18 protein-coding genes are annotated in these 20,797 nt (G+C 72.2%); 10 read left to right on the forward strand and 8 right to left on the reverse strand.

Annotation, left to right across the window (positions count from 1 at the left end; genetic code table 11):
* Positions 1-163: 163 nt before the first annotated feature.
* The 3 genes from ACZ7DL_RS07135 to ACZ7DL_RS07145 all read left to right on the forward strand — a co-directional run bounded on the left by ACZ7DL_RS07135 (position 164) and on the right by ACZ7DL_RS07145 (position 3,310).
* Positions 164-913 carry a PP2C family protein-serine/threonine phosphatase gene (locus tag ACZ7DL_RS07135; RefSeq protein WP_470772083.1) on the forward strand — a complete coding sequence of 250 codons (750 nt, stop codon included), beginning with the start codon at positions 164-166 and terminating at the stop codon, positions 911-913.
* A 126-nt stretch (positions 914-1,039) separates the two neighbouring features.
* Positions 1,040-2,566: a tRNA (N6-isopentenyl adenosine(37)-C2)-methylthiotransferase MiaB gene (gene miaB / locus ACZ7DL_RS07140; RefSeq protein WP_470772085.1), complete on the forward strand. Its 1,527-nt coding sequence runs from the start codon at positions 1,040-1,042 to the stop codon at positions 2,564-2,566.
* Positions 2,567-2,596: 30 nt separating this feature from the next.
* Positions 2,597-3,310 carry a class III extradiol dioxygenase subunit B-like domain-containing protein gene (locus ACZ7DL_RS07145; RefSeq protein ID WP_470772086.1) on the forward strand — a complete coding sequence of 238 codons (714 nt, stop codon included), beginning with the start codon at positions 2,597-2,599 and terminating at the stop codon, positions 3,308-3,310.
* Positions 3,311-3,389: 79 nt separating this feature from the next.
* Here the strand turns inward: ACZ7DL_RS07145 and ACZ7DL_RS07150 are convergent, their stop codons facing one another.
* Positions 3,390-3,668, reverse strand: a complete 279-nt coding sequence (locus ACZ7DL_RS07150) for an antitoxin (RefSeq protein WP_470772087.1) — start codon at positions 3,666-3,668, stop codon at positions 3,390-3,392.
* 24 nt (positions 3,669-3,692) lie between these two features.
* Complete coding sequence (locus ACZ7DL_RS07155) at positions 3,693-3,968, reverse strand: hypothetical protein (RefSeq protein WP_470772089.1); 276 nt, start codon at positions 3,966-3,968, stop codon at positions 3,693-3,695.
* A 184-nt stretch (positions 3,969-4,152) separates the two neighbouring features.
* On the opposite strand from ACZ7DL_RS07155, the gene miaA reads away from it, so the two are divergent.
* The 6 genes from miaA (at position 4,153) to hflX (ending at position 12,484) form a co-directional block, all read left to right on the forward strand.
* Entirely contained in the window at positions 4,153-5,091 is a 939-nt protein-coding gene (gene miaA, locus ACZ7DL_RS07160) for a tRNA (adenosine(37)-N6)-dimethylallyltransferase MiaA (protein WP_470772090.1), read from the forward strand.
* A gap of 107 nt (positions 5,092-5,198) precedes the next feature.
* A complete protein-coding gene (locus ACZ7DL_RS07165) occupies positions 5,199-5,762 on the forward strand; it encodes a hypothetical protein (protein ID WP_470772779.1) in 564 nt (187 codons plus the stop codon).
* 97 nt (positions 5,763-5,859) lie between these two features.
* Positions 5,860-6,729 carry a diaminopimelate epimerase gene (gene dapF, locus ACZ7DL_RS07170; protein WP_470772091.1) on the forward strand — a complete coding sequence of 290 codons (870 nt, stop codon included), beginning with the start codon at positions 5,860-5,862 and terminating at the stop codon, positions 6,727-6,729.
* A gap of 187 nt (positions 6,730-6,916) precedes the next feature.
* Positions 6,917-9,256 carry a RelA/SpoT family protein gene (locus tag ACZ7DL_RS07175; RefSeq protein ID WP_470772092.1) on the forward strand — a complete coding sequence of 780 codons (2,340 nt, stop codon included), beginning with the start codon at positions 6,917-6,919 and terminating at the stop codon, positions 9,254-9,256.
* 87 nt (positions 9,257-9,343) lie between these two features.
* A complete protein-coding gene (locus tag ACZ7DL_RS07180; protein WP_470772093.1) occupies positions 9,344-10,831 on the forward strand; it encodes a M1 family metallopeptidase in 1,488 nt (495 codons plus the stop codon).
* 159 nt (positions 10,832-10,990) lie between these two features.
* Complete coding sequence (gene hflX, locus ACZ7DL_RS07185) at positions 10,991-12,484, forward strand: GTPase HflX (protein ID WP_470772094.1); 1,494 nt, start codon at positions 10,991-10,993, stop codon at positions 12,482-12,484.
* Between the two features lie 55 nt (positions 12,485-12,539).
* On the opposite strand, the gene ACZ7DL_RS07190 is transcribed toward hflX, so the two are convergent.
* Together ACZ7DL_RS07190 and ACZ7DL_RS07195 are read right to left on the reverse strand one after the other, a co-directional pair.
* On the reverse strand, positions 12,540-13,763 hold the full coding sequence (locus ACZ7DL_RS07190) for a trypsin-like serine peptidase (protein WP_470772095.1): 1,224 nt from the start codon (positions 13,761-13,763) through the stop codon (positions 12,540-12,542).
* Positions 13,764-13,972: 209 nt separating this feature from the next.
* Positions 13,973-14,800, reverse strand: a complete 828-nt coding sequence (locus tag ACZ7DL_RS07195) for a phytanoyl-CoA dioxygenase family protein (RefSeq protein WP_470772096.1) — start codon at positions 14,798-14,800, stop codon at positions 13,973-13,975.
* A 168-nt stretch (positions 14,801-14,968) separates the two neighbouring features.
* Here ACZ7DL_RS07195 and ACZ7DL_RS07200 point away from each other — a divergent pair, with 168 nt between their 5' ends.
* Positions 14,969-16,351 carry a polysialyltransferase family glycosyltransferase gene (locus ACZ7DL_RS07200; RefSeq protein WP_470772097.1) on the forward strand — a complete coding sequence of 461 codons (1,383 nt, stop codon included), beginning with the start codon at positions 14,969-14,971 and terminating at the stop codon, positions 16,349-16,351.
* A gap of 23 nt (positions 16,352-16,374) precedes the next feature.
* On the opposite strand, the gene ACZ7DL_RS07205 is transcribed toward ACZ7DL_RS07200, so the two are convergent.
* From ACZ7DL_RS07205 to ACZ7DL_RS07220, 4 genes are read right to left on the reverse strand one after another with little or no spacing between them, the layout of a single operon-like run.
* Entirely contained in the window at positions 16,375-16,992 is a 618-nt protein-coding gene (locus ACZ7DL_RS07205) for a dTDP-4-dehydrorhamnose 3,5-epimerase family protein (protein WP_470772099.1), read from the reverse strand.
* A gap of 2 nt (positions 16,993-16,994) precedes the next feature.
* Positions 16,995-18,194 (reverse strand): glycosyltransferase, encoded by a 1,200-nt coding sequence (locus ACZ7DL_RS07210; protein ID WP_470772100.1) that lies wholly within the window; start codon positions 18,192-18,194, stop codon positions 16,995-16,997.
* Between the two features lie 56 nt (positions 18,195-18,250).
* Positions 18,251-19,660 (reverse strand): NDP-hexose 2,3-dehydratase family protein, encoded by a 1,410-nt coding sequence (locus ACZ7DL_RS07215; protein ID WP_470772102.1) that lies wholly within the window; start codon positions 19,658-19,660, stop codon positions 18,251-18,253.
* A gap of 3 nt (positions 19,661-19,663) precedes the next feature.
* Positions 19,664-20,773, reverse strand: a complete 1,110-nt coding sequence (locus ACZ7DL_RS07220) for a DegT/DnrJ/EryC1/StrS family aminotransferase (protein WP_470772103.1) — start codon at positions 20,771-20,773, stop codon at positions 19,664-19,666.
* Positions 20,774-20,797: the final 24 nt, after the last annotated feature.

The following is a 20,797-nucleotide window of genomic DNA, read 5'->3' on the forward strand; positions in this document are numbered from 1 at the left end:
CGAGCCTCCGTAGGCGAAGAGCGGCAGCGCCCGGTCCGGACGCGCCGCCGTCGAAGCCGCGGAGCGCAGGGTGCTGCGCCGGGCACGGGAGGCGAGCGGCTGAGGACCCGGACGGCGTTGCCGGGGGCCCTTACCCTGAAAGCAGGGAAGGCGGTGGCGTTCCATGCGGTACGTGGCGGTGAGCGCGCTGAGTCACCCGGGGCTGCTCCGCGAACGCAACGAGGACAGTCTCGTGATCGGGCCGTGGACCCTGTGCGCCACGGTGACCGAGAGTCCGCAGGTCCTGGCCTTCCCGATCGGGACGCCGCTCGTCGTCGCCGTCGCCGACGGGCTCGGCGGGCATCCGGGCGGTGAAGTGGCCAGCGCCTTGGTCGTGCGCCGGCTCGCGTCGATCGGACCCGCCCTGAGCAGCGAGGACGCCGTCCGCGACGCTCTGGACGGATGCAATCGCGCCGTGTACGAGGCCGCCGGCGGCGACGCGGGAGGCGAGTTGGCGGCGATGGGGACGACGGTCGCCGGTGTCATCGTGCGGCCCGGCTCGCTGCTGGTGTTCAACGTGGGCGACAGCCGGGTCTTCGCGGCCTCCCGCGACGGGCTGCGCCAGATGAGCGTGGACGACAGCCCTCCGCTCGAGCCCGGGCGGCGCACCACGTCCCTCGTCACCCAGTGCCTGGGCGGCACCCGCATGTACCGGGCCGTCCGTCCGCACGTGACGGAGGAGCCCCTGGTGCCCGGTGGCCGCTACCTCATCTGCTCGGACGGTCTGACCGATCCGCTGCCGACGGAGGTGCTGGACCAGGTGATGCGGGAGCACGACGACGGCCGGGCGGCCTTCGCGCTGTGGGAAGCGGCCATCGCGGCGGGCGGCCCCGACAACATCACGGTGGCGGTCGTACGGGTCGCGGACGCGTAGGGGAAAGCACAGGCGGGAGATCAGGGATGGCCGGTGCCCGCTCGGGCGGGAGGGTGTGACCGGCCGGCCGCCCCTTTCGACGAGCGCCGGGTCGGGGTCTTCCGGGAAGCGCCTACCCTTGAAGCCATGACCAGCAGCAGCGACCGGAGCCCGGCAGTGGACGTTCCCGCCCCCAAGAGTTACGAGATCCGCACCTACGGGTGCCAGATGAACGTCCACGACTCCGAGCGATTGTCCGGGCTGCTCGAGGAGGCCGGGTATGTGCGGGCTCCCGAGGGGTCGGACGGGGACGCGGACGTCGTCGTCTTCAACACCTGCGCGGTCCGGGAGAACGCCGACAACCGGCTCTACGGCAACCTCGGCCGGCTCGCGCCGAGGAAGGCCGCGCGCCCCGGGATGCAGATCGCGGTGGGCGGCTGTCTCGCGCAGAAGGACCGCGACACCATCGTGAAGAAGGCGCCCTGGGTGGACGTCGTCTTCGGTACGCACAACATCGGCAAGCTGCCCGTCCTGCTGGAGCGCGCCCGCGTCCAGGAGGAGGCGCAGGTCGAGATCGCCGAGTCCCTGGAGGCATTCCCCTCCACGCTGCCGACCCGCCGCGAGAGCGCGTACGCGGCCTGGGTGTCGATCTCCGTCGGCTGCAACAACACCTGCACCTTCTGTATCGTCCCGGCCCTGCGCGGCAAGGAGAAGGACCGCCGGACCGGCGACATCCTCGCCGAGATCGAGGCCCTGGTCGCCGAGGGCGTCTCCGAGATCACGCTGCTCGGGCAGAACGTGAACGCGTACGGCTCCGACATCGGCGACCGTGAGGCCTTCAGCAAGCTGCTGCGCGCCTGCGGGACGATCGAGGGCCTGGAGCGTGTCCGCTTCACCTCCCCGCACCCGCGCGACTTCACCGACGACGTGATCGCCGCGATGGCCGAGACGCCGAACGTCATGCCGCAGCTGCACATGCCGCTCCAGTCCGGCTCGGACACGGTCCTCAAGGCGATGCGCCGCTCCTACCGCCAGGAGCGCTACCTGGGGATCATCGAGAAGGTCCGCGCCGCCATCCCGCACGCCGCGATCACCACCGACATCATCGTGGGCTTCCCCGGCGAGACCGAGGAGGACTTCGAGCAGACCCTGCACGTGGTCCGCGAGGCCCGCTTCGCGCAGGCCTTCACCTTCCAGTACTCCAAGCGCCCGGGCACCCCGGCCGCCACCATGGAGAACCAGATCCCCAAGGAGGTCGTCCAGGCGCGCTACGAGCGTCTCGTCGCCCTCCAGGAGGAGATCTCCTGGGAGGAGAACAAGAAGCAGGTCGGCCGCACGCTGGAGCTGATGGTCGCCGAGGGCGAGGGCCGCAAGGACGGCGCCACCCACCGCCTCTCCGGCCGCGCCCCCGACAACCGCCTCGTCCACTTCACCAAGCCGGACCAGGAAGTGCGCCCCGGCGACGTCGTCACCGTCGAGATCACGTACGCCGCCCCGCACCACCTCCTCGCCGAGGGTCCGGTCCTCGCCGTGCGCCGCACGCGCGCGGGAGACGCCTGGGAGAAGCGCAACGCCGCGGCGGCCGCCAAGCCGGCAGGCGTCATGCTCGGCCTGCCGAAGATCGGCGCCCCGGCCCCGCTGCCGGCGACCCCGACGGCCTGCGGCTGCGACTGACCACCCACCGGTGGCGTTACCCTGCCGATCATGCTTGTCGCCGCCGCTGTCTGTCCCTGCCCTCCACTGCTCGTGCCCGAGGTGGCCGCGGGTGCCGCACCCGAACTGGATGCCGCGCGCGCGGCCTGTGCCGACGCGCTCGGCGTGCTCGCCGCCGCCCGCCCCGACCTGCTGGTGGTCGTCGGCACCGCCGAGGAGGGCGGGCGCGGCTCCTTCCCGCAGGGCACCCCGGGCACTTTCCGCGGCTTCGGGGTCGGCGTGGACGTACGCCTGGGACCCGCCGCCCACCCGGTCCCGGAGCGGCCGCTGCCGACCTCGCTGGCCGTCGGCGCCTGGCTCCTGGAGAGAACCCGCTGGGCAGATGCCCCGATCGAGGGACTCGGCGTCGCGGAGACGCTGGCGCCGGAGCGGTGTGCCGAGACCGGGCGGGAGCTGGCCGGCCGGGCCGACCGGGTGGCGCTTCTCGTGATGGGCGACGGCAGTGCCTGCCGCACGCTCAAGGCACCGGGCTACCTGGACGAGCGCGCGGCTCCCTTCGACGCGGAGGCCGCGCGGGCGCTCGGCGCCGCCGATCTGGCGGCCCTGCAGGCCCTGGATCCGGAGCTCGCCCGCGAACTGAAGGCCGCCGGCCGCGCCCCCTGGCAGATCCTGGCCGGCGCGGCCGAGAGCACGAACCTCACCGGCACCCTGCTGTACGAGGACGCCCCGTACGGCGTGGGCTACCTGGTCGCGGCCTGGTCCTGACCGGCGACGGCAGGGCGGGGGTGCCCCGCACCCGGCGGGACACCCCCGCATGCCGTGGACGGCAGGACGCGCCGTCGGCTCAGGAAGCCGGTGGTGGGCCCTCCGGGCGGGTGGGGGTCATCGGGTCGGGAGCCGTCGCCTCCGGGCCGCTCTTGTGCGCGAGGCGGTCCATCGCGTTCTTGGCCTTGCCCGTGCCCGCCTGGATCTTGTCGCTGTACTTGTGCTTGGTCCGCTCGTCGACCGCCTTCGCGGCCCTGTCGATCCCGTGCTGCACCTTGTCCCCGTGCTGCCGCGCGAGGTCCGACACCTTGTCCTTGGCCGGACCGAGCTTGTGCTTCACGTTGTCCATCAGACCCATGGTCCACCTTCCCTCACGGGGCGGTTACCTGCGGGCGCCCTCGCCGGCCTCGTTGTCGGCGGACTCTTCCGCGGACTGCTGCTTCGGGATCCCGGTGCCGGCGTCCGAGTGCGCGGTCACGTCCGTGCACCCGTCCCCGGCCCCGTCCCCGGCCGCGTCCTTCGCCTCCGCCGGCCCCGCTCCCCCCGGCTCCGCCGCCTCCGCCTCCGCGGCCTCCGGCTCCACGTCGGCGGATGCCGCCGCGGCCGGCGCCTCCGGAGTCGCCTTCGACCTGCTGAGAAGCCGTGCAAACACGCCCATATCCACTCCATACGGTACTCGTGCGGGCGAAATCCCGCGTCGCCCGGTGCGTACGCTTGCGCCGGGCGCAGGCGCCGCCTCCGGTAGCTCGGCGGGCGGCACCTTGCCCCGGGCAACGACCCGGGATCCGCACCGTCACGTAACTCGTTCGAGACCTCGCCAGGAGGTTTGCGAGACTGGTGCCGTGAGCAGTGCACCCCCCGCCCCCCGCGTCATCGCCGTCGTCGGACCGACCGCGGCCGGAAAGTCCGATCTAGGAGTCTTTCTGGCCCGGCAGCTCGGCGGCGAGATCGTCAACGCCGACTCCATGCAGCTGTACCGAGGGATGGACATCGGTACCGCCAAGCTGACGCCCGAGGAGCGCGGCGGCATCCCGCACCACCTGCTGGACGTCTGGGACGTCACGGTCACCGCCTCGGTCGCCGAGTACCAGAAACTCGCCCGCGCGCGGATCGACGCATTGCTCGCCGAGGGCCGCTGGCCGATCCTGGTCGGCGGCTCCGGCCTGTACGTCCGCGGTGCCGTCGACAACCTGGAGTTCCCCGGCACCGACCCGGTGGTCCGGGCCCGCCTGGAGGAGGAGCTGGCGCTGCGCGGTCCGGGCGCGCTGCACGCCCGGCTGGCCGCCGCCGACCCCGACGCCGCCCGCGCGATCCTGCCGAGCAACGGCCGCCGAATCGTCCGGGCCCTGGAAGTGATCGAGATCACCGGCCAGCCCTTCACCGCCAACCTGCCCGGCCACGACTCCGTCTACGACACCGTCCAGATCGGCGTCGACGTGGCTCGTCCGGAACTGGACGACCGCATCGCGCAGCGCGTCGACCGCATGTGGGACGCGGGCCTGGTGGACGAGGTGCGCGCACTGGAGGCGCAGGGCCTGCGCGAGGGGCGCACGGCGTCACGCGCGCTCGGCTACCAGCAGGTGCTCGCGGCGCTCGCCGGGGAGTGCACCGAAGCGGAAGCCCGGGCGGAGACCGTGCGTGCCACCAAGCGCTTCGCGCGCCGTCAGGATTCATGGTTCAGGCGCGATCCCCGGGTGCACTGGTTGAGTGGGGCCGCCGCGGACCGCCGGGAACTTCCGCACCAGGCCCTGGCGTTGGTCGTACGACCGGTTACAGCCTGATCACGTCATGGCATCGGGATGCGCCGCCGGTCATCGATGTCTTCGGCGCCGTGCCATCATCGAGCTTCGATCGACCAAGTGGAGCCTAGTTGGGAGGGCGCGTGGCGATGGAGGCCGGCCCTCGCGACACCGCACAAAGTGCCGAGCCCCTCACGACCGAGGGTGACGAAAACGGTCCGCACGGCGACGGTCCGTATGCGGACGACGTGCCCGGGAACGGCCTGCCCGAGAGCGGCCTGGGCGAGGACCGGCTGGCCGAGGACGGGCCGGACGACATCGTCGGCGGTGTCACCGACGACGGACCGGAGCCCGAGGAGCTGTACCCGGGCGGGCCGGAGGTCGAGGTCGAGCTGCGCCCGCAGCGCCGGCTGCGCATCTGGCAGCTCGCGCCCATCGTGGGTCTCGCCGCCGTCGGCTCCCTGATGTTCGCCTTCCCGCTCGCCTTCGACTTCGGCGACAGCGGCGCGGTCATCGCCATGCTGGGCCTGCTGATCTGCTCCTGCGCGGCGGGCTGGGGCATGATGGCCGCCCTCCGGGTGGGCTACACCTGGCCGGGCCTGCCCCCGCGCGGCTCCGGCCGCCGTCCGGACTGGCGGGTCGTGCTCGCCTACGTCCTGCTGGTGGCCGTGGCGGTCGTCCTCGCGGTGTGGCGCGTGGCCCGGCTGCGCTAGGGCCTCTCTCCCGGATCTCGCCGGGGGCCAGGGCGGGGGAAAGACCCTGGACCCCGCCGGGACGGGCGCTGTCGTAGGTACCCCGTACGATCGAGGAATGAGCACACGGATCGCCTTCCTCAAGGGTCACGGCACCGAGAACGACTTCGTGATCGTCCCGGACCCCGAGAACGCCCTGGAGCTGTCCCCGGCCGCCGTCGCCGCCCTGTGCGACCGCCGGGCGGGTATCGGCGGCGACGGGGTGCTGCACGTCGTGCGGTCCGCGGCACATCCGGAGGCCGGGCAGATGGCAGCCGAGGCCGAGTGGTTCATGGACTACCGCAACGGCGACGGCTCGGTCGCGGAGATGTGCGGCAACGGCGTCCGTGTGTTCGCCCGCTATCTCCAGCACGCCGGACATGTGGCCGAGGGCGACCTCGCGATCGCCACGCGCGCGGGCGTGAAGACCGTCCACATCGCCAAGGACGGTGACATCACCGTCGGCATGGGCCGCGCCCGCCTCCCCGAGGGGGACGTCACCGTGGCCGTCGGCGAGCGCAGCTGGCCCGCGCGCAACGTGAACATGGGCAACCCGCACGCGGTGGCCTTCGTGGCCGATCTGGCGCACGCCGGCGACCTGTTCACGGCGCCGCCGGTGAGCCCGGCGGCCGCCTACCCGGACGGTGTGAACGTCGAGTTCGTCGTCGACCGCGGCCCCCGGCACGTCGCCATGCGCGTGCACGAGCGCGGCTCCGGCGAGACCCGCTCGTGCGGCACGGGCGCGTGTGCCGTCGCCGTGGCCACCGCCCGGCGGGACGGCGCCGACCCGGCCGTCACCGGCACCCCGGCGACGTACACCGTCGACGTGCCCGGCGGGCGCCTGGTCATCACCGAGCGGCCCGACGGCGAGATCGAGATGACCGGACCCGCCGTCATCGTCGCCGAGGGTGAGATCGACGCCGACTGGCTCGCTCACGCGCTCGGCTGACCCGAAACTCAAACCTCGTTTCCATCGCTCGAATGGGTGATCCGTTTCACGCTCTGCGAGAGGCGGTCGGTCACGCGTGGTGGGCTCGATAGCATCAAGCACCGGCACGGACGGGGGAACGTAGCCATCCCCGAGCCGCGTGTGCCCTGGGGGCTCCCGTCCGCCGGTTCACGAGCCGGAGGTGCCCATGAGTGCGGAGGCCACGAACCCTGCGACCGCTGGCCCGGTAGCGCCCGCGGCGCCACCAGCGCTCACCGCCCCACCAGCGCTCACCGCGGCCGTGGCGCCCGCCGGGTCCGTCGCGCCCGCCGCCACGCGCAGGAAGTCCCGGCCCCGGATCGACCTGCGCCGGCTCGGCCGGGCCGCGCTGCTCGGCTCCGCCGTCCGTGACAAACTGCCCGACGCGATCAGTCATGTCGTCGAGGCCCACCGCGCCCACCACCCCGACGCCGACCTCGAAATCCTGCGCCGCGCCTACCTCTTGGCGGAGTCCTCGCACCGCGGCCAGATGCGCAAGAGCGGCGAGCCGTACATCACGCACCCGCTCGCCGTGACCCTGATCCTCGCCGAACTCGGCGCCGAGACCACGACGTTGACGGCCTCTTTGCTGCACGACACGGTCGAGGACACCGAGGTGACGCTGGATCAGGTGAGGGAGCAGTTCGGCGAGGAGGTGCGTTATCTGGTCGACGGCGTCACGAAACTGGAGAAGGTCGACTACGGAGCCGCCGCCGAGCCGGAGACCTTCCGCAAGATGCTCGTCGCCACCGGCAACGACGTGCGCGTGATGTCGATCAAACTCGCCGACCGTCTGCACAACATGCGCACCCTCGGCGTGATGCGCCCCGAGAAACAGGCGCGGATCGCCAAGGTCACCCGTGACGTGCTCATCCCGCTCGCCGAACGCCTCGGCGTGCAGGCCCTGAAGACCGAGCTGGAGGACCTGGTCTTCGCCATCCTCCACCCCGAGGAGTACGAGCAGACCCGCCGGCTCATCGCCCAGAACGCGGCCCGGACCGACGACCCCCTCGCCGAGGTCGCCGACGAGGTGCGCGGGGTGCTGCGCGAGGCCGACATCCCGGCCGAAGTCCTCATCCGGCCGCGGCACTTCGTCTCCGTGCACCGCGTGGGCCGCAAGCGCGGACAGCTGCGCGGCACCGACTTCGGCCGCCTGCTGGTCCTGGTGAACGAGGACGCCGACTGCTACGGCGTCCTCGGTGAACTGCACACGTGCCTGACGCCGGTCGTCTCGGAGTTCAAGGACTTCATCGCCGTACCGAAGTTCAACCTCTACCAGTCCCTGCACACCGCCGTCGCCCGTCCGGACGGCCAGGTCGTCGAAGTCCTCATCCGCACCCATCAGATGCACAAGGTCGCCGAGGCCGGAGTCGTGGCCCTCGGCAACCCGTACGCGCCCGCCTCCGACGCCTCGGCCGCCGATGCCGCCACGCCCGAGACCCCCGCCGACGGCGAGCGCGCCGACCCCACCCGTCCCGGCTGGCTCTCCCGCCTCCTCGACTGGCAGGAGGCCGCCCCCGACCCCGACACCTTCTGGTCCACCCTGCGCGAGGACCTGGCCCAGGACCGGGAGATCACCGTCTTCCGGCCCGACGGCGGCACCCTCGGCCTGCCCGAGGGCGCCACCTGCGTGGACGCCGCCTACGCGCAGTACGGCGAGGACGCGCACGCCTGCATCGGCGCCCGCGTCAACGGCCGGCTGGCCACCCTCAGCACGGTCCTGCGCGACGGCGACACGGTCCAGCTGCTGATGGGCCAGGACCCGGCCTCCGAGCCCTCCCGCGAGTGGCTGGACCACGCCCACACGCCGGCCGCCCGCATCGCCATCCAGCGCTGGCTGGCCACGCATCCCGGCGGCGGCACCGACACGGCGGAGCCGAGCGGCACCCGCGCCGAACCCGCCGCGGCCGCCCCCGCGGACCACACCGCCGAAACCGCCTCCCCGTCCCCCGCCCAGGCCGCGCGGGGCACCGCCCCGAACCGCCCCGCAGCCGCTCAGGCCGCCGGCACCTCCTCCGCGCGTCCCGCCACCGGCGGCCCCGCCCCGCGCCCCCGGCGTGCCGACGTCCTCGTGGACCGGCCGGCCGCCGCCGTCCGGCTCGCCGGGTGCTGTACGCCCGTACCGCCGGACGGGATCACCGGGTTCGCGGTGCGCGGGGGAGTGGTGACCGTGCACCGCGTGGAGTGCGCGGTGGTGGCGCACATGAAGAGCAGAGGGCGCGCGGAGATCGGGGTGCGCTGGGGGGACACCGCCGAGTGCCGGGTCACGCTGGTCGCTGAATCGTTCGGCCGTCCGCATCTGCTGGCCGACCTCACCGAGGCGATCGCCTTGGCGGGCGCCGAGATCGTCTCCGCCACCGTGGAACCGCCCAGCCAGCAGCGGGTGCGCCACACCTACACCCTCCAGCTCCCCGACGCCGCGCATCTGCCGGCCCTGATGCGGGCCATGCGGGACGTGCCGGGGGTGTACGACGTGAGCCGGGCGCAGCACCAGGCGCCGACCTCCTGAAGACGGCGCTCCCGGAGCTACCCCCGTTCGAGTGGGGCGGGTGCGTGTCGCCGCCGTGGTGCGGGCACGCGCTGGTAGCGGTGGTGCATGTCGCTCACCCCGCGCCTCCAGCCCAGACTCAAGATCTCCCGGCACCGGAAGGCGGCCCTGCTCGCGTCCGCGGTATCCGTCTGCCTGCTCGCCGCCGCGGCCCCGGCCGAGCCGCTCGGCGTCGGCGACCGGCTCTACCCGCACCTGGGTAACCCCGGCTACGACGTCGCCTCGTACGACCTGTCCCTCAGCTATGCCGGCGGCAACGACAAGCCGCTCCAGGCCGTGACCACCATCGACGCCCGGACCACCGCCGACCTGGAGCGGCTCAACCTCGACTTCGCACACGGCACCGTGCGGTCGGTGGAGGTCGACGGGCGGCCCGCGGACTTCACCGGCGCGGGCGAGGACCTGGTCGTCACCCCCGCGCGGCCGCTGGCCGAGGGCAGCTGGACCCGGATCACCGTGCGGCACACCAGCGACCCCGTCTCCGGCGGGGACCAGCAGGGCGGCTGGGTGCGCACCTCGGACGGCCTCGTCATGGCGAACCAGGCCGACGCCGCCCACCTGGTCTTCCCGTGCAACGACCACCCGTCCGACAAGGCGATGTTCACCTTCCGGATCACCGCGCCGAACGATTACACCGTGGTCGCCAACGGCCTGCCCGCCGGGGCGGAGCGGGTCGGCCGCACCACCACCTGGACCTATCGCACCCAGCACCCCATGGCCACCGAACTCGCCCAGGTGTCCATCGGCCGCTCCGCCGTGGTGCACCGCGCGGGACCGCGCGGGCTGCGCCTGCGCGACGTCGTGCCCGCCGGCGACCGCAAGGCCCTCGAACCGTGGCTCGCGAAGACGCCCGACCAGATCGCCTGGATGGAGAGCAAGGTAGGCCGGTTCCCGTTCGAGACCTACGGCGTGCTCATGGCGCAGGCCGCCACCGGCTTCGAGCTGGAGACGCAGACCCTCTCGCTCTTCGAGGAACGGCTGTTCACCGAGCCCGCCAACCCGAAGTGGTACATCGAGTCGATCATGGTGCACGAGCTGTCCCACCAGTGGTTCGGGGACAGCGTCACCCCGCGCAGCTGGTCCGACGTGTGGCTGAACGAGGGGCACGCCACCTGGTACGAGGAGCTGTACGCCGAGGAGACGGCGAAGCGGCCGATGGAGCACCGGATGAAGGCCGCCTACGGCGCCTCCGACCGCTGGCGGGAGGCCGGCGGCCCGCCCGCCCGGCCCAAGCCGCCCGCTCCGGGCCAGAAGATCGGCATCTTCCGGCCCAACATCTACGACGGCGCCGCCCTCGTGCTCTACGCCCTGCGGCAGGAGATCGGCCGGCCGGCCTTCGAGCGGCTGGAGCGGGAATGGGTCCAGGAACACCGCGACGCCACCGCCACCACCTCGGACTTCGTCCGGCTGGCCGGGGCCGTGGCCGGCCGCGACCTGAGCGACTTCTTCCGGGCCTGGCTCTACGGCGAGAAGACCCCGCCGATGCCCGGCCACCCGGACTGGAAGCCGATGGCCCAGCCACGCATCGCGCGATAACCCGATGACGAGACGTGCCGTTCCGTGCGACCATCTAGAGGTCGGCGCGCACAGGGGACACGGGAATCTCCCGGGGTACTCGTGCGTTGGACAAGTACGAGCGGTCAGGTGACCGCCGTACCGACGCCGTAACGGCACTCTCATCGACGTAAGGATCCAATGACCTCCTCTTCTTCCCCTTCCCAGGACACCAAGCGCCTCGCGCACGCCTATCCCGAGGGTCTTCGGGCCGATGCCCTGATGGAAGAGGACGTCGCCTGGAGCCACGAGATCGACGGCGAGCGGGACGGCGAGCAGTTCGACCGCTCCGAGCGCGCGGCCCTTCGCCGTGTCGCCGGCCTCTCCACCGAGCTGGAGGACGTCACCGAGGTCGAGTACCGCCAGCTCCGCCTGGAGCGGGTCGTGCTCGTCGGTGTGTGGACCTCCGGGACCCTGCAGGATGCGGAGAACTCCCTCGCGGAGCTCGCCGCGCTGGCCGAGACGGCCGGTGCCCTCGTCCTCGACGGTGTCTACCAGCGCCGCGACAAGCCCGATCCGGCCACCTTCATCGGTTCCGGCAAGGCCCTGGAGCTGCGCGACATGGTCGTCGAGTCCGGCGCGGACACCGTCATCTGTGACGGTGAGCTCAGCCCCGGCCAGCTCATCGCCCTCGAAGACGTCGTCAAGGTCAAGGTCATCGACCGTACGGCCCTGATCCTCGACATCTTCGCCCAGCACGCCAAGTCCCGAGAGGGTAAGGCGCAGGTCGCGCTCGCGCAGATGCAGTACATGCTGCCGAGGCTGCGAGGCTGGGGTCAGTCGCTGTCCCGGCAGATGGGCGGCGGCAAGGGCGGCGGCCTCGCCACCCGTGGTCCCGGTGAGACCAAGATCGAGACGGACCGGCGTCGGATCCGCGAGAAGATGGCGAAGATGCGCCGGGAGATCGCGGAGATGAAGACCGGCCGTGAGATCAAGCGGCAGGAGCGCAAGCGCCACAAGGTGCCGTCCGTGGCCATCGCGGGCTACACCAACGCCGGCAAGTCCTCGCTGCTCAACCGCCTCACGGGCGCGGGGGTCCTGGTCGAGAACGCGCTGTTCGCGACCCTGGACCCGACCGTCCGCCGGGCCGAGACCCCGAGCGGCCGGCTCTACACACTGGCCGACACCGTCGGTTTCGTCCGGCATCTGCCCCACCACCTGGTCGAGGCGTTCCGCTCCACCATGGAGGAGGTCGGCGAGTCCGACCTGATCCTGCACGTGGTGGACGGCTCGCACCCGGTCCCGGAGGAGCAGCTCGCGGCCGTGCGTGAGGTGATCAGGGACGTCGGCGCCACCGACGTACCCGAGATCGTCGTGATCAACAAGGCCGACGCGGCCGACCCGCTGACGCTGCAGCGGCTGATGCGGATCGAGAAGCGCTCCATCGCCGTCTCGGCCCGCACCGGCCAGGGCATCGCCGAGTTGCTCGCGCTGATCGACGCCGAGCTGCCGCGGCCCGCGGTCGAGGTCGAGGCGCTGGTGCCGTACACCCACGGCAAGCTGGTCGCCCGCGCCCACACCGAGGGCGAGGTGATCTCCGAGGAGCACACCGCGGAGGGCACCCTGCTCAAGGTCCGGGTGCACGAGGAACTGGCGGCGGACCTGGCGCCGTACGCGCCGGTCTCCACGGCCTGACCCACGGCAGGGCGAAGGCCCGCCACCCGGCTCGGGTGGCGGGCCTTCGCCGCGCTCACTGCCCGGCGAACTGCTTGCTCACCGACTCGTACACGCTCTTGGCGACGTCACCCAGCCGGGGACCGGCCAGCCAGCCCGCGCTCACCGGGCCGATGGACGTGTTGGACACCAGCGCCGGCTTGCCGTCGGCGCCGGTCTCCACCCAGCCGCCGCCGGAGGAGCCACCGGTCATCGTGCAGCCGATCCGGTACATCGTCGGGTCGGACTGCTCGATGGAGAGCCGGCCCGGCTTGTCCTGGCACTGGTACAGCAGCTGGCCGTCGTACGGAGCCGCCGCCGGGTAGCCGGAAGCCGTGATGCTCCGGACGTTCGCCACCGCAGGAGCGTCGAAGTTCACCGGCAGCGCCCCGCCGACCGTCTCCTCCAGGGACTGGCCGCTGCTGCCCTGCTCCGGCGTCACATGGATGACGGCGAAGTCGTACGAGGCGCCGTCACCGCCCGTCTCCCCGCCCTTGCTGATCCACTGCTGCGAGGTCTTCGCCGCGTCGGCCCACCACACGCCGTACGGAGCCATTTCCGACCGGCTGGCGTTCTTCAGCTCGGCCGCCGACTTGCCCTGGTTGTTGTACGACGGGACGAAGGCGATGTTGCGGTACCAGCCGCCCTTCTTGCCGGCGTGCACACAGTGACCCGCCGTCCAGACCAGGTTGGACTTGCCCGGGTGCGCCGGGTCCTGCACGACCGTCGCCGAGCAGACCATGGTGCCGTCGGGGGCGTCGAAGAGCAGCTTGCCCGAGGTGGCCGCGCTGGTGTGGTACGGCGGCGTGACCGACTGCGCCTTCACCGGCTGCGGCGTCGGGTCCGTCACGCCCTGGTCACCGGAGATGTCGTTGTCGTCGACGCCCTGGTCCGGGTCGTCGGCGTCACGCATCCGGTCCGGGTCCCACAGGCCCTTGATGACCGGGTTGATGAAGTCGTTGGCCTCGCGCAGCCAGTCTTCCTTGTTCCAGTTCTTCCAGGCGCCTTTCTTCCACTTGTCGATGTCGATCCCGTGCTCCTTGAGCCTCTGCTTGAGGTCGTCCGGGATCGTGATCTTTCCGTCGCCGGTGCCGCCCGCGCCGGCGGCCGGCGTACCGCCGGCGTTGTCGTCACCGTCGTCGTTGCACGCGGTGGCGGTCATCGCCAGCGCCGAGACGAGGGCGACCGCCGTCAGCGCGCGGGAGGCGCGGCGCGCGCCCCTCCCTCGCCGAACGGTGAACGACGGCCGTATGGATCGCATGCTCTTGACTCCCCCTGCTGTGAAGGAACTCGGCGCTTCGGCTGTGTCACCGGCCCGGGTCTCCCGGGGAGTTCAGGCCGGTCCCACAACCTTCTGGAACGGCAACACACACTATGCGCTCGCTGTGGGGGAGTTCCGATGGAACGGCAACGGTTCGGCTACAAGGTGCCTGACCTGGTCGTCGTCGGGGAGACATGCGCTCCGCGCGGTCAGTTCAGCCCCAGCCCCATCCTGACCGCGCGTTCCACCGGGCTGTACTGCCCGTCGGCGCGCTCGGTCCGCAGCAACTCGCGCGGCTCGACCGCCGCCTGGGCCATGAACCGGGGCCGGCCATTCCGGTTCGCCTGGGAGGCGTGCACCACGAAGGGATGCACGAGGAACGCGTCACCGGCCTCCCCGGTGGCCAGCACCTCCGGGCGGTGTTCCGTCGCCTTGTCGATGACGTCGTCACGGAACAGGCCACGACCCTTTTCGCCGTACGGGGCGAGCATGGGCGGAACATCCAGATGAGAACCGACGCGAATGCGGGTCGGCGCGTCGTTCGGGCCGACATCCGAATACAGCAGCAGAATCAGCAGTGCACGGCCGCGCGATTCGATGTTGACGCGGAAACCGAGCGGATCGACTTTACCCAGATCCCCGCCGTCCTCCAGCGCCTCGAACCACTGCTCGTCGACATGCCAGCCGGCGTCGATGTGCCAGGCCGTGTCCCCGGGCCGGCCGGGATGCGGGAACCGCACCGGGAAAGTCCCCGGCCAGTCCGGCTCGATCCAGCGGCCGGCGCCGTACAGCTGCTCGTAGGCCCGGTGGAGCCGAGGGGTGTTGCAGGACTCCAGGAACGGCGGATCGTTGATCGGCGGTATCCGCACCACCGGCTCCGTCCATGTCCTCGGATCGTCCGGATCCTTCCCGGTCTCCCGCCACAGCCGCTCACGGCACACGTCGGCCGTTTCCTTCGGGAATGCCCCGGGGATTTTCACGAAGCCCTGCTGGACGAAGCTTTCCACCTCGTCGTCGGTGAGGCTGATCGCATTCACTGGAACCTCCGATTCATCGCCTCCGACGCAGCAACTCCGGGAAGTCTAGGAATTTCTGAAACCACGTCAACCCGAAGGAAATTCCGGCCCCGGAAAATCGGGGCTCCGGCTGTCCCGCCGGGCGGGACGGCCCGGGCGTCGCGCACCGGCCGGGGGTACGGTCCCCGCATGGTCACAACCGCCGCCCCCACCACCCAGCTCTTCCTCGCCTGTACGCAGTACGCCGCCGCCACGGTGACCGCGGCGATCCGCGCGGGACTCTTCGGGCCCCGGTCGCGGCACCGGCGCGTCCTGGTCGTCACCGATCCGTCCGCGGTACCCGAGGTGGGCACTCCCCTCGACCGCATGCGCGGATTCGCCGCGCTGCGCCCGGAGTTCGACGAGGTCCGGTCCTGGAACGACTTCATCCGGCCCTTCCATCCCATGGACTGGATGCCCCGGGAACAGGACGCGGTGCTGTGGCAGCGGGCGTTACGCCGGACCTGGCACCTGGGCGACGGGGAGGTCGAGATCGTGTGCGAGTCGATCCAGGGCGGCCCGTCCCGCGCCCTGGCGCGGATCTTCGACGACAGCACCCTCCATGTCTATGCCGACGGGCTGATGAGCTACGGGCCGACGCGGGGCGCGCTGGACCCGCGGGTGGGCGCCCGGATCCGGCGGCTGCTCCATGTGGACCTCGTTCCCGGGCTCCGGCCGCTGCTGCTGCGGGAGTTCGGCGTCGAGCCGCAGCCCGTGCCGACCGAGACCTTCACCCGGGTGCTGCACGAACTCGGCGAGCACGCCACGGACGTGTGGCCGGCAACGGACACCCGGCCGGTGCTGCTGCTCGGTCAGTATCTGTCCGCGATCGACATCCTCTCCGCCGAGGAGGAGCAGCAGCTGCACCTGCGGATGCTCCGCGGCGCCGCCCGGCTCGGCCACCGGCACATCGTGTTCAAGCCCCACCCCTCGGCGCCGCCCGGCTGGGCCGGCGCCCTGGAGGAGGAAGCGGCGCGCCTCGGGGTCGGGTTCGGGGTGCTCGGCGAGACCGTCCTCGCCGAGGTGGTCTACCAGCAGCTGCGGCCGGCGCTGGTGGTGGGCTGTTTCTCCACGGCACTGCTCACGGCGGCGTCCCTCTTCGGCCTGCCGGCGGCCCGGACCGGCACGGAGCTGCTGCTCGAAAGGCTGCGGCCCTACCAGAACAGCAACCGTGTGCCCGTGACGATCGTGGACGCACTCCTGCCCGACCTGGCCGACGCGCCGGCCGTGACCGCGTGGTCGTTCCACCAGGGCGCCCGGACCGCGTCCGAGGAGCTGGCCCGCCTGGTCGAGACCGTCGGCTACACCATGCAGCCGGACAGCCACCCCGCACTCCGGCCGACGGCCGAGCACTATCTCTCCCGCCGGCTGGACGACCGTACCCGGCGTTACTTCACGCAGGGACGGCTGACCCGGCTCGGGCTGCCCGGCGGCAGACCGGTGATGGCGGCCTTCGTGCCGCGCACGCCGACGGTCCGGCGCGTGGCGCGCGGGGTGCGCTCTTTGGGCCGGGCGGTGTCCCGCCGCGGCTGACCCGGTCCGTACCCGGCGGGGCGTCACCCCGAGGACGCCCCGAGGGCCGCGTAGTGCGCGAGGCACTCCTCGTAGCCCGGCAGCAGCCCGGAATCCGCGGCCTCCCGCAGCCCGACGGCGCCCGCGTCCTTCTCGGACATCACCGGCGGGCCCTTGAGTTCCCAGGGGATCGCGATGTCCGGGTCCAGCGGGTTGATCTCGATCATCGTGCCGGGGACGTACACCTCGGAGCACAGGTAGTTCATGCACGCGTCGTCGGTCAGGGCGAGGAAGGCGTGGCCCAGGCCGTCGGAGAGGTAGACGGCGATGCCCGACTCCTCGTCCTGGTAGGTGATGTCGTACCGGCCGAAGGTGGGGGAGCCGACCCGCAGGTCGACCACGACGTCCATGACGGCACCGCGGACGCACGTCACCAGCTTCCCCTGGCCCGGTGGCAGGGCCGTGCCGTGGATACCGCGCAGGGTGCCGGCCCGGCTGCGCGAGAAGTTCGCCTGCCGCACCACGAACGGATAACCGATCAGCTCACCGAGCTCCTCGGCACGGAACGCCTCGTAGAAGTAGCCCCGCCGGTCCAGATGCCGGGTCGGGGTGATCCGGTAGGCGTTGGGCACGGCCATCTCGGTGGCCTTCACCGCGGACATGGTCACATCACACTCCGGTGGTCGCTCGGACGCTGGCGGTGCCCGGCCCCGGCCGCCGCGCGGCGCGGGCCCGCCCACCGCGTCAGCGCGTCCACGGTCCGGGACAGGGGCGGCTGCCGTCTGATCTCCTCGGCGATCCGGGCCGCCCGCGCCGTGCACCCGGAGTCCGCGAGGAGGAACTCGACCTGGTCCACGACGACCTCGGGCGTGAGCCGGTCCGGTGTCACGCACCGTCCGGCGCCGGCCTGCCGCACCATGTCGGCGTTGTCGAACTGGTCGTCGAACTGGGGCAGCAGCAGCTGCGGGCACCCGGCGCCGAGCGCGGCCAGCACCGTGCCCTGCCCGCCGTGGCTGACCAGGAGGTCGCAGCCGGGCACCACCTGGGCCATCGGGATGCGGCCGACGCGGTGGGCGTAGCGGGCCAGCTCGGGCCAGCCGGCCGCCGTCTCCTCGTCGGTGGCGACGAGCAGTTCGTGGTCCTGCTCGGCGAGGCGGCGCAGCACCGGGGTCATCGTGGCGCGCAGTGGCAGGTCGCGCAGCCGGGGCAGGAGGGTGCCGAAGGTGATGCACACCCGCGGCCGGTGCGGCGCGGTGAGGGCCCAGGACGGGATCTCGGCGTCGCCGTTGTAGTCGATGCTGCGCAGGGTCCGGTGCCGGGCGGCGTACGGGCGGCGCAGCGAGGGCGGCCAGGGGTTGAGGATCTCCCAGGGCACGGGCAGGTCGCGGTCCAGGCGGGCGGCGGCGCCCTCCCGGTACTCGGGCAGTTCGGCGGCGCCCCAGTGGAACTCCACGTGCGGGATGCCCCGGGCGGCGGCGGCCAGCGGTCCGGCCGACTCGGCGCGCTCGCTCACGACGAGGTCCGGGCGCCAGGTGTCGAGCAGGGCGTGGGCGCCGGGCAGGCACGCCTCGGCGAGGCGTCCGAAGGCCCGGCCGTGGGCGAGCCGCCGCTGGGCGGAGCCGTGCCGTCCCGGTTCCCCGGCGGCCGCCGGGGAACCGCCGTGGGCCTCTGCGTGGGTCAGCGCGGCCATGTCGGTGGCGGGTCCCCAGGACACGGCGGGCAGCCCCGAGCGGGCCACGGTCGTGGTGAAGTCGCCGGTGGTGGCGACCAGCACCTCGTGGCCGGCGGACCGGGCGGCCCAGGCCAGCGGCACCAGAGGGTGGAAATGGCCGCGCAGCGGCGCGGTCGTGAACAGTAGCCGCACTCCTCGATTCCCTCCTCGACCTGACCCGCCCCGGCGTCGTCCCGCTGAGCCGTGTGTCAGCACAGGCTGTGCAGTCCGGCCAGCAGACTGCGGGCCTCGATGTTCAGGTAGTGCCCGTGGCGCAGCAGATCGACGAGCTGGCGCACCGTCACCCACAGGTGGCCGGGTGGTGCCGTGTCCGGGAAGTCCGGGCCGGTCTCGATGATCTGATAGCGCGTGAGCGCGTGGTGGAAGCGGCCGCCCTCCTCGGACTGCACGGTGTCGTAGCGGACCGTGTGGCCCTGGCCCGCCGGATCGCGCACCGCCTCGCGCACCCGCGGGTCTGCGATCCCGGCGAGGGCGTCGCCCGGCAACAGATGCACGGTCGGCGCCATCTCCACCATGTCCATCAGCCCGTACTCCGGCCGGGCCTGCACCAGCAGGTGCAGCAGGCCGTCCAGGACCCGCGCCAGGAACACGGCGCGCCCGCGGCCACGCGGCGCCAGCAGCGGCTGGGTCCACCGTCGCACCTCACGGTCACCGGCCTCCACCGAGACCCCGATGACCCGGAACTGCCGCCCCTCCTCGTCACTGAGTTCCCGCCCGTCCTGCGACCAGCCCGCCACCTCGCCCAGCGGCACCAGCCGGGCCGACCACTCACAGCGGGCCTTGGCCTCGATGAACCAGCTCAGGATCTCCCCGGCACTGTGCCGGGGACGCGCGCCGGGCTCGCCCGCCTGGTACTGGTACGACCGGATGAGCGCGTCCCGGAAGGCGTCCCGGCCGTCGGCCTCCGCCTCCTGCGGGAAGGCGAAGGGCATACAGGAGAGCACGGTGCGCGCGTCCATGTTGACGAGGTTGTCAACCCGGGTCAGCGCACGCAGCTGCGCAAGGCTCAGCCAGCAGTAGTTCTCGTGCACGGGGACGTCCCCGGTCACCAGGACGACCATGTTCCGGTTGCGTTTCCGCCAGAACCAGGCGCCCTGCTCCGACTGGAGCACGTCCACCAGCACCTCGCCGCGTCCCGGCCCCGTGAAGTACTCCAGATACGGGGTCCGATTGCCGCGGTGGACCTGGGTGTAGTTGCTGCGCGTGGCCTGCACCGTGGGCGACAGCTGGAGGACGTTGCAGTTGCCCGGCTCCATCTTGGCCTGCATCAGACAGTGCAGAACGCCGTCGAACGCCTTGACGACGATGCCGAGGATGCCGATCTCGGGCTGGTTGATGACCGGCTGCTGCCAGGTCGCCGTGCTGCCCTCGCGGACCTCCAGTCCCTCGACGGAGAAGAAACGGCCGCTCGCATGGCCGAGGTTGCCGGTGCGCGGGTCGAACGCCCAGTCCCGCAGCTCGGCGAGAGCGACCTGCTCGACCCGGTACCGGCCCGTCCGGTGCCGCTCGGCCCACCAGGCGTGGAAGCCGGCCGCGGAGGTCAGCGGGCCGTCGCCGAGCAGCGGCGCGTCGATGTTCGCGTGCAGAGTGGGGGTCACGAGTCAGACCTGCGCGAGGACGCGGTGCACGAGGTCGATGACGCGCTCCTGGTCGGCGGGTGCGAGCGAGGGGTACATCGGCAGGGAGAAGATCTCCCGCGCGGCGGCCTCGGTCACCGGCAGCGACCCCGCGCCGTAGCCCAGGTGGGCGAAGCCCTTCTGGGTGTGCACCGGCCACGGGTAGCTGATGTTGAGGTGGACGCCGTGCTCCTTGAGCGCCTCGATGATCGCGTCCCGGCGCGGGTGGCGGACCACGTAGACGTAGTAGACATGCGTGTTGCCGGGGGCGGTCACCGGGGTGATCAGATCGGTGCCGGCGAAGGCCTGTGCGTACCGCTCGGCGATCGCCTGCCGCCGGGCGACGTAGTCGTCCAGCCGTCCCAGCTTGCGGCGCAGGATCTCCGCCTGCACCTCGTCCAGCCGGGCGTTGTGGCCGGGCAGTTCGACGACGTGGTACGTGGTCTCCATGCCGTAGTAGCGCAGTCGGCGCAGGTTGGCGTCGACCTGGGCGTTCGCGGTCAGCGTCGCGCCGCCGTCGCCGTAGGCGCCGAGGACCTTGGTCGGATAGAAGGAGAACGCCGCCGCGTCGCCCATGGTGCCGGCCAGCCGGCCGTGGTGCCGGGCCCCGTGGGCCTGCGCGCAGTCCTCCAGGAGGGCCAGACCGTGCCGTGCGGCCAGGTCCCTGAGCGGCGCCATGTCGACGCACTGGCCGTAGAGGTGCACCGGCAGCAGGCACCGGGTGCGCTCGGTGACGGCCGCCGCCACCTGGTCGACGTCCATGAGATACGTGTCGGGATGGACGTCCACGAAGACCGGCTTCGCGCCCACGGCGTCGATGGCGACGACGGTCGGTGCCGCCGTGTTGGACACCGTGATGACCTCGTCACCGGGGCCGATGCCGAGTGCCCTCAGGCCCAGCACCAGGGCGTTGGTGCCGTTGTCGACGCCGACACAGTGGGGGAGCCCGTGGTAGTCGGAGAACTCCTGCTCGAACCCCCGCACACTCGCGCCGAGCACGAGCTGACCGGAGCGGAACACCGTGTCCACGGCGTCGAGAATGTCGGACCGCTCCTTCTCGTATTCCGTCAGATAGCCCCAGACATACGTCGTCACCGCAGTGACACCTCCGCGCTCGAC

The sequence above is a fragment of the Streptomyces sp. NPDC036984 genome (genome assembly GCF_055607665.1).

Excerpts from the sequence above, each read along its gene's own strand:
- ACZ7DL_RS07180 (WP_470772093.1), top strand. The coding sequence starts at position 9,344 with ATGTCGCTCACCCCGCGCCTCCAGCCCAGACTCAAGATCTCCCGGCAC.
- ACZ7DL_RS07190 (WP_470772095.1), bottom strand. The coding sequence starts at position 13,763 with ATGCGATCCATACGGCCGTCGTTCACCGTTCGGCGAGGGAGGGGCGCG.
- ACZ7DL_RS07205 (WP_470772099.1), bottom strand. The coding sequence starts at position 16,992 with ATGTCCGCGGTGAAGGCCACCGAGATGGCCGTGCCCAACGCCTACCGG.
- ACZ7DL_RS07145 (WP_470772086.1), top strand. The coding sequence starts at position 2,597 with ATGCTTGTCGCCGCCGCTGTCTGTCCCTGCCCTCCACTGCTCGTGCCC.
- hflX (WP_470772094.1), top strand. The coding sequence starts at position 10,991 with ATGACCTCCTCTTCTTCCCCTTCCCAGGACACCAAGCGCCTCGCGCAC.
- ACZ7DL_RS07175 (WP_470772092.1), top strand. The coding sequence starts at position 6,917 with ATGAGTGCGGAGGCCACGAACCCTGCGACCGCTGGCCCGGTAGCGCCC.
- ACZ7DL_RS07135 (WP_470772083.1), top strand. The coding sequence starts at position 164 with ATGCGGTACGTGGCGGTGAGCGCGCTGAGTCACCCGGGGCTGCTCCGC.
- ACZ7DL_RS07165 (WP_470772779.1), top strand. The coding sequence starts at position 5,199 with ATGGAGGCCGGCCCTCGCGACACCGCACAAAGTGCCGAGCCCCTCACG.
- miaB (WP_470772085.1), top strand. The coding sequence starts at position 1,040 with ATGACCAGCAGCAGCGACCGGAGCCCGGCAGTGGACGTTCCCGCCCCC.
- ACZ7DL_RS07155 (WP_470772089.1), bottom strand. The coding sequence starts at position 3,968 with ATGGGCGTGTTTGCACGGCTTCTCAGCAGGTCGAAGGCGACTCCGGAG.
- ACZ7DL_RS07150 (WP_470772087.1), bottom strand. The coding sequence starts at position 3,668 with ATGGGTCTGATGGACAACGTGAAGCACAAGCTCGGTCCGGCCAAGGAC.
- dapF (WP_470772091.1), top strand. The coding sequence starts at position 5,860 with ATGAGCACACGGATCGCCTTCCTCAAGGGTCACGGCACCGAGAACGAC.
- ACZ7DL_RS07200 (WP_470772097.1), top strand. The coding sequence starts at position 14,969 with ATGGTCACAACCGCCGCCCCCACCACCCAGCTCTTCCTCGCCTGTACG.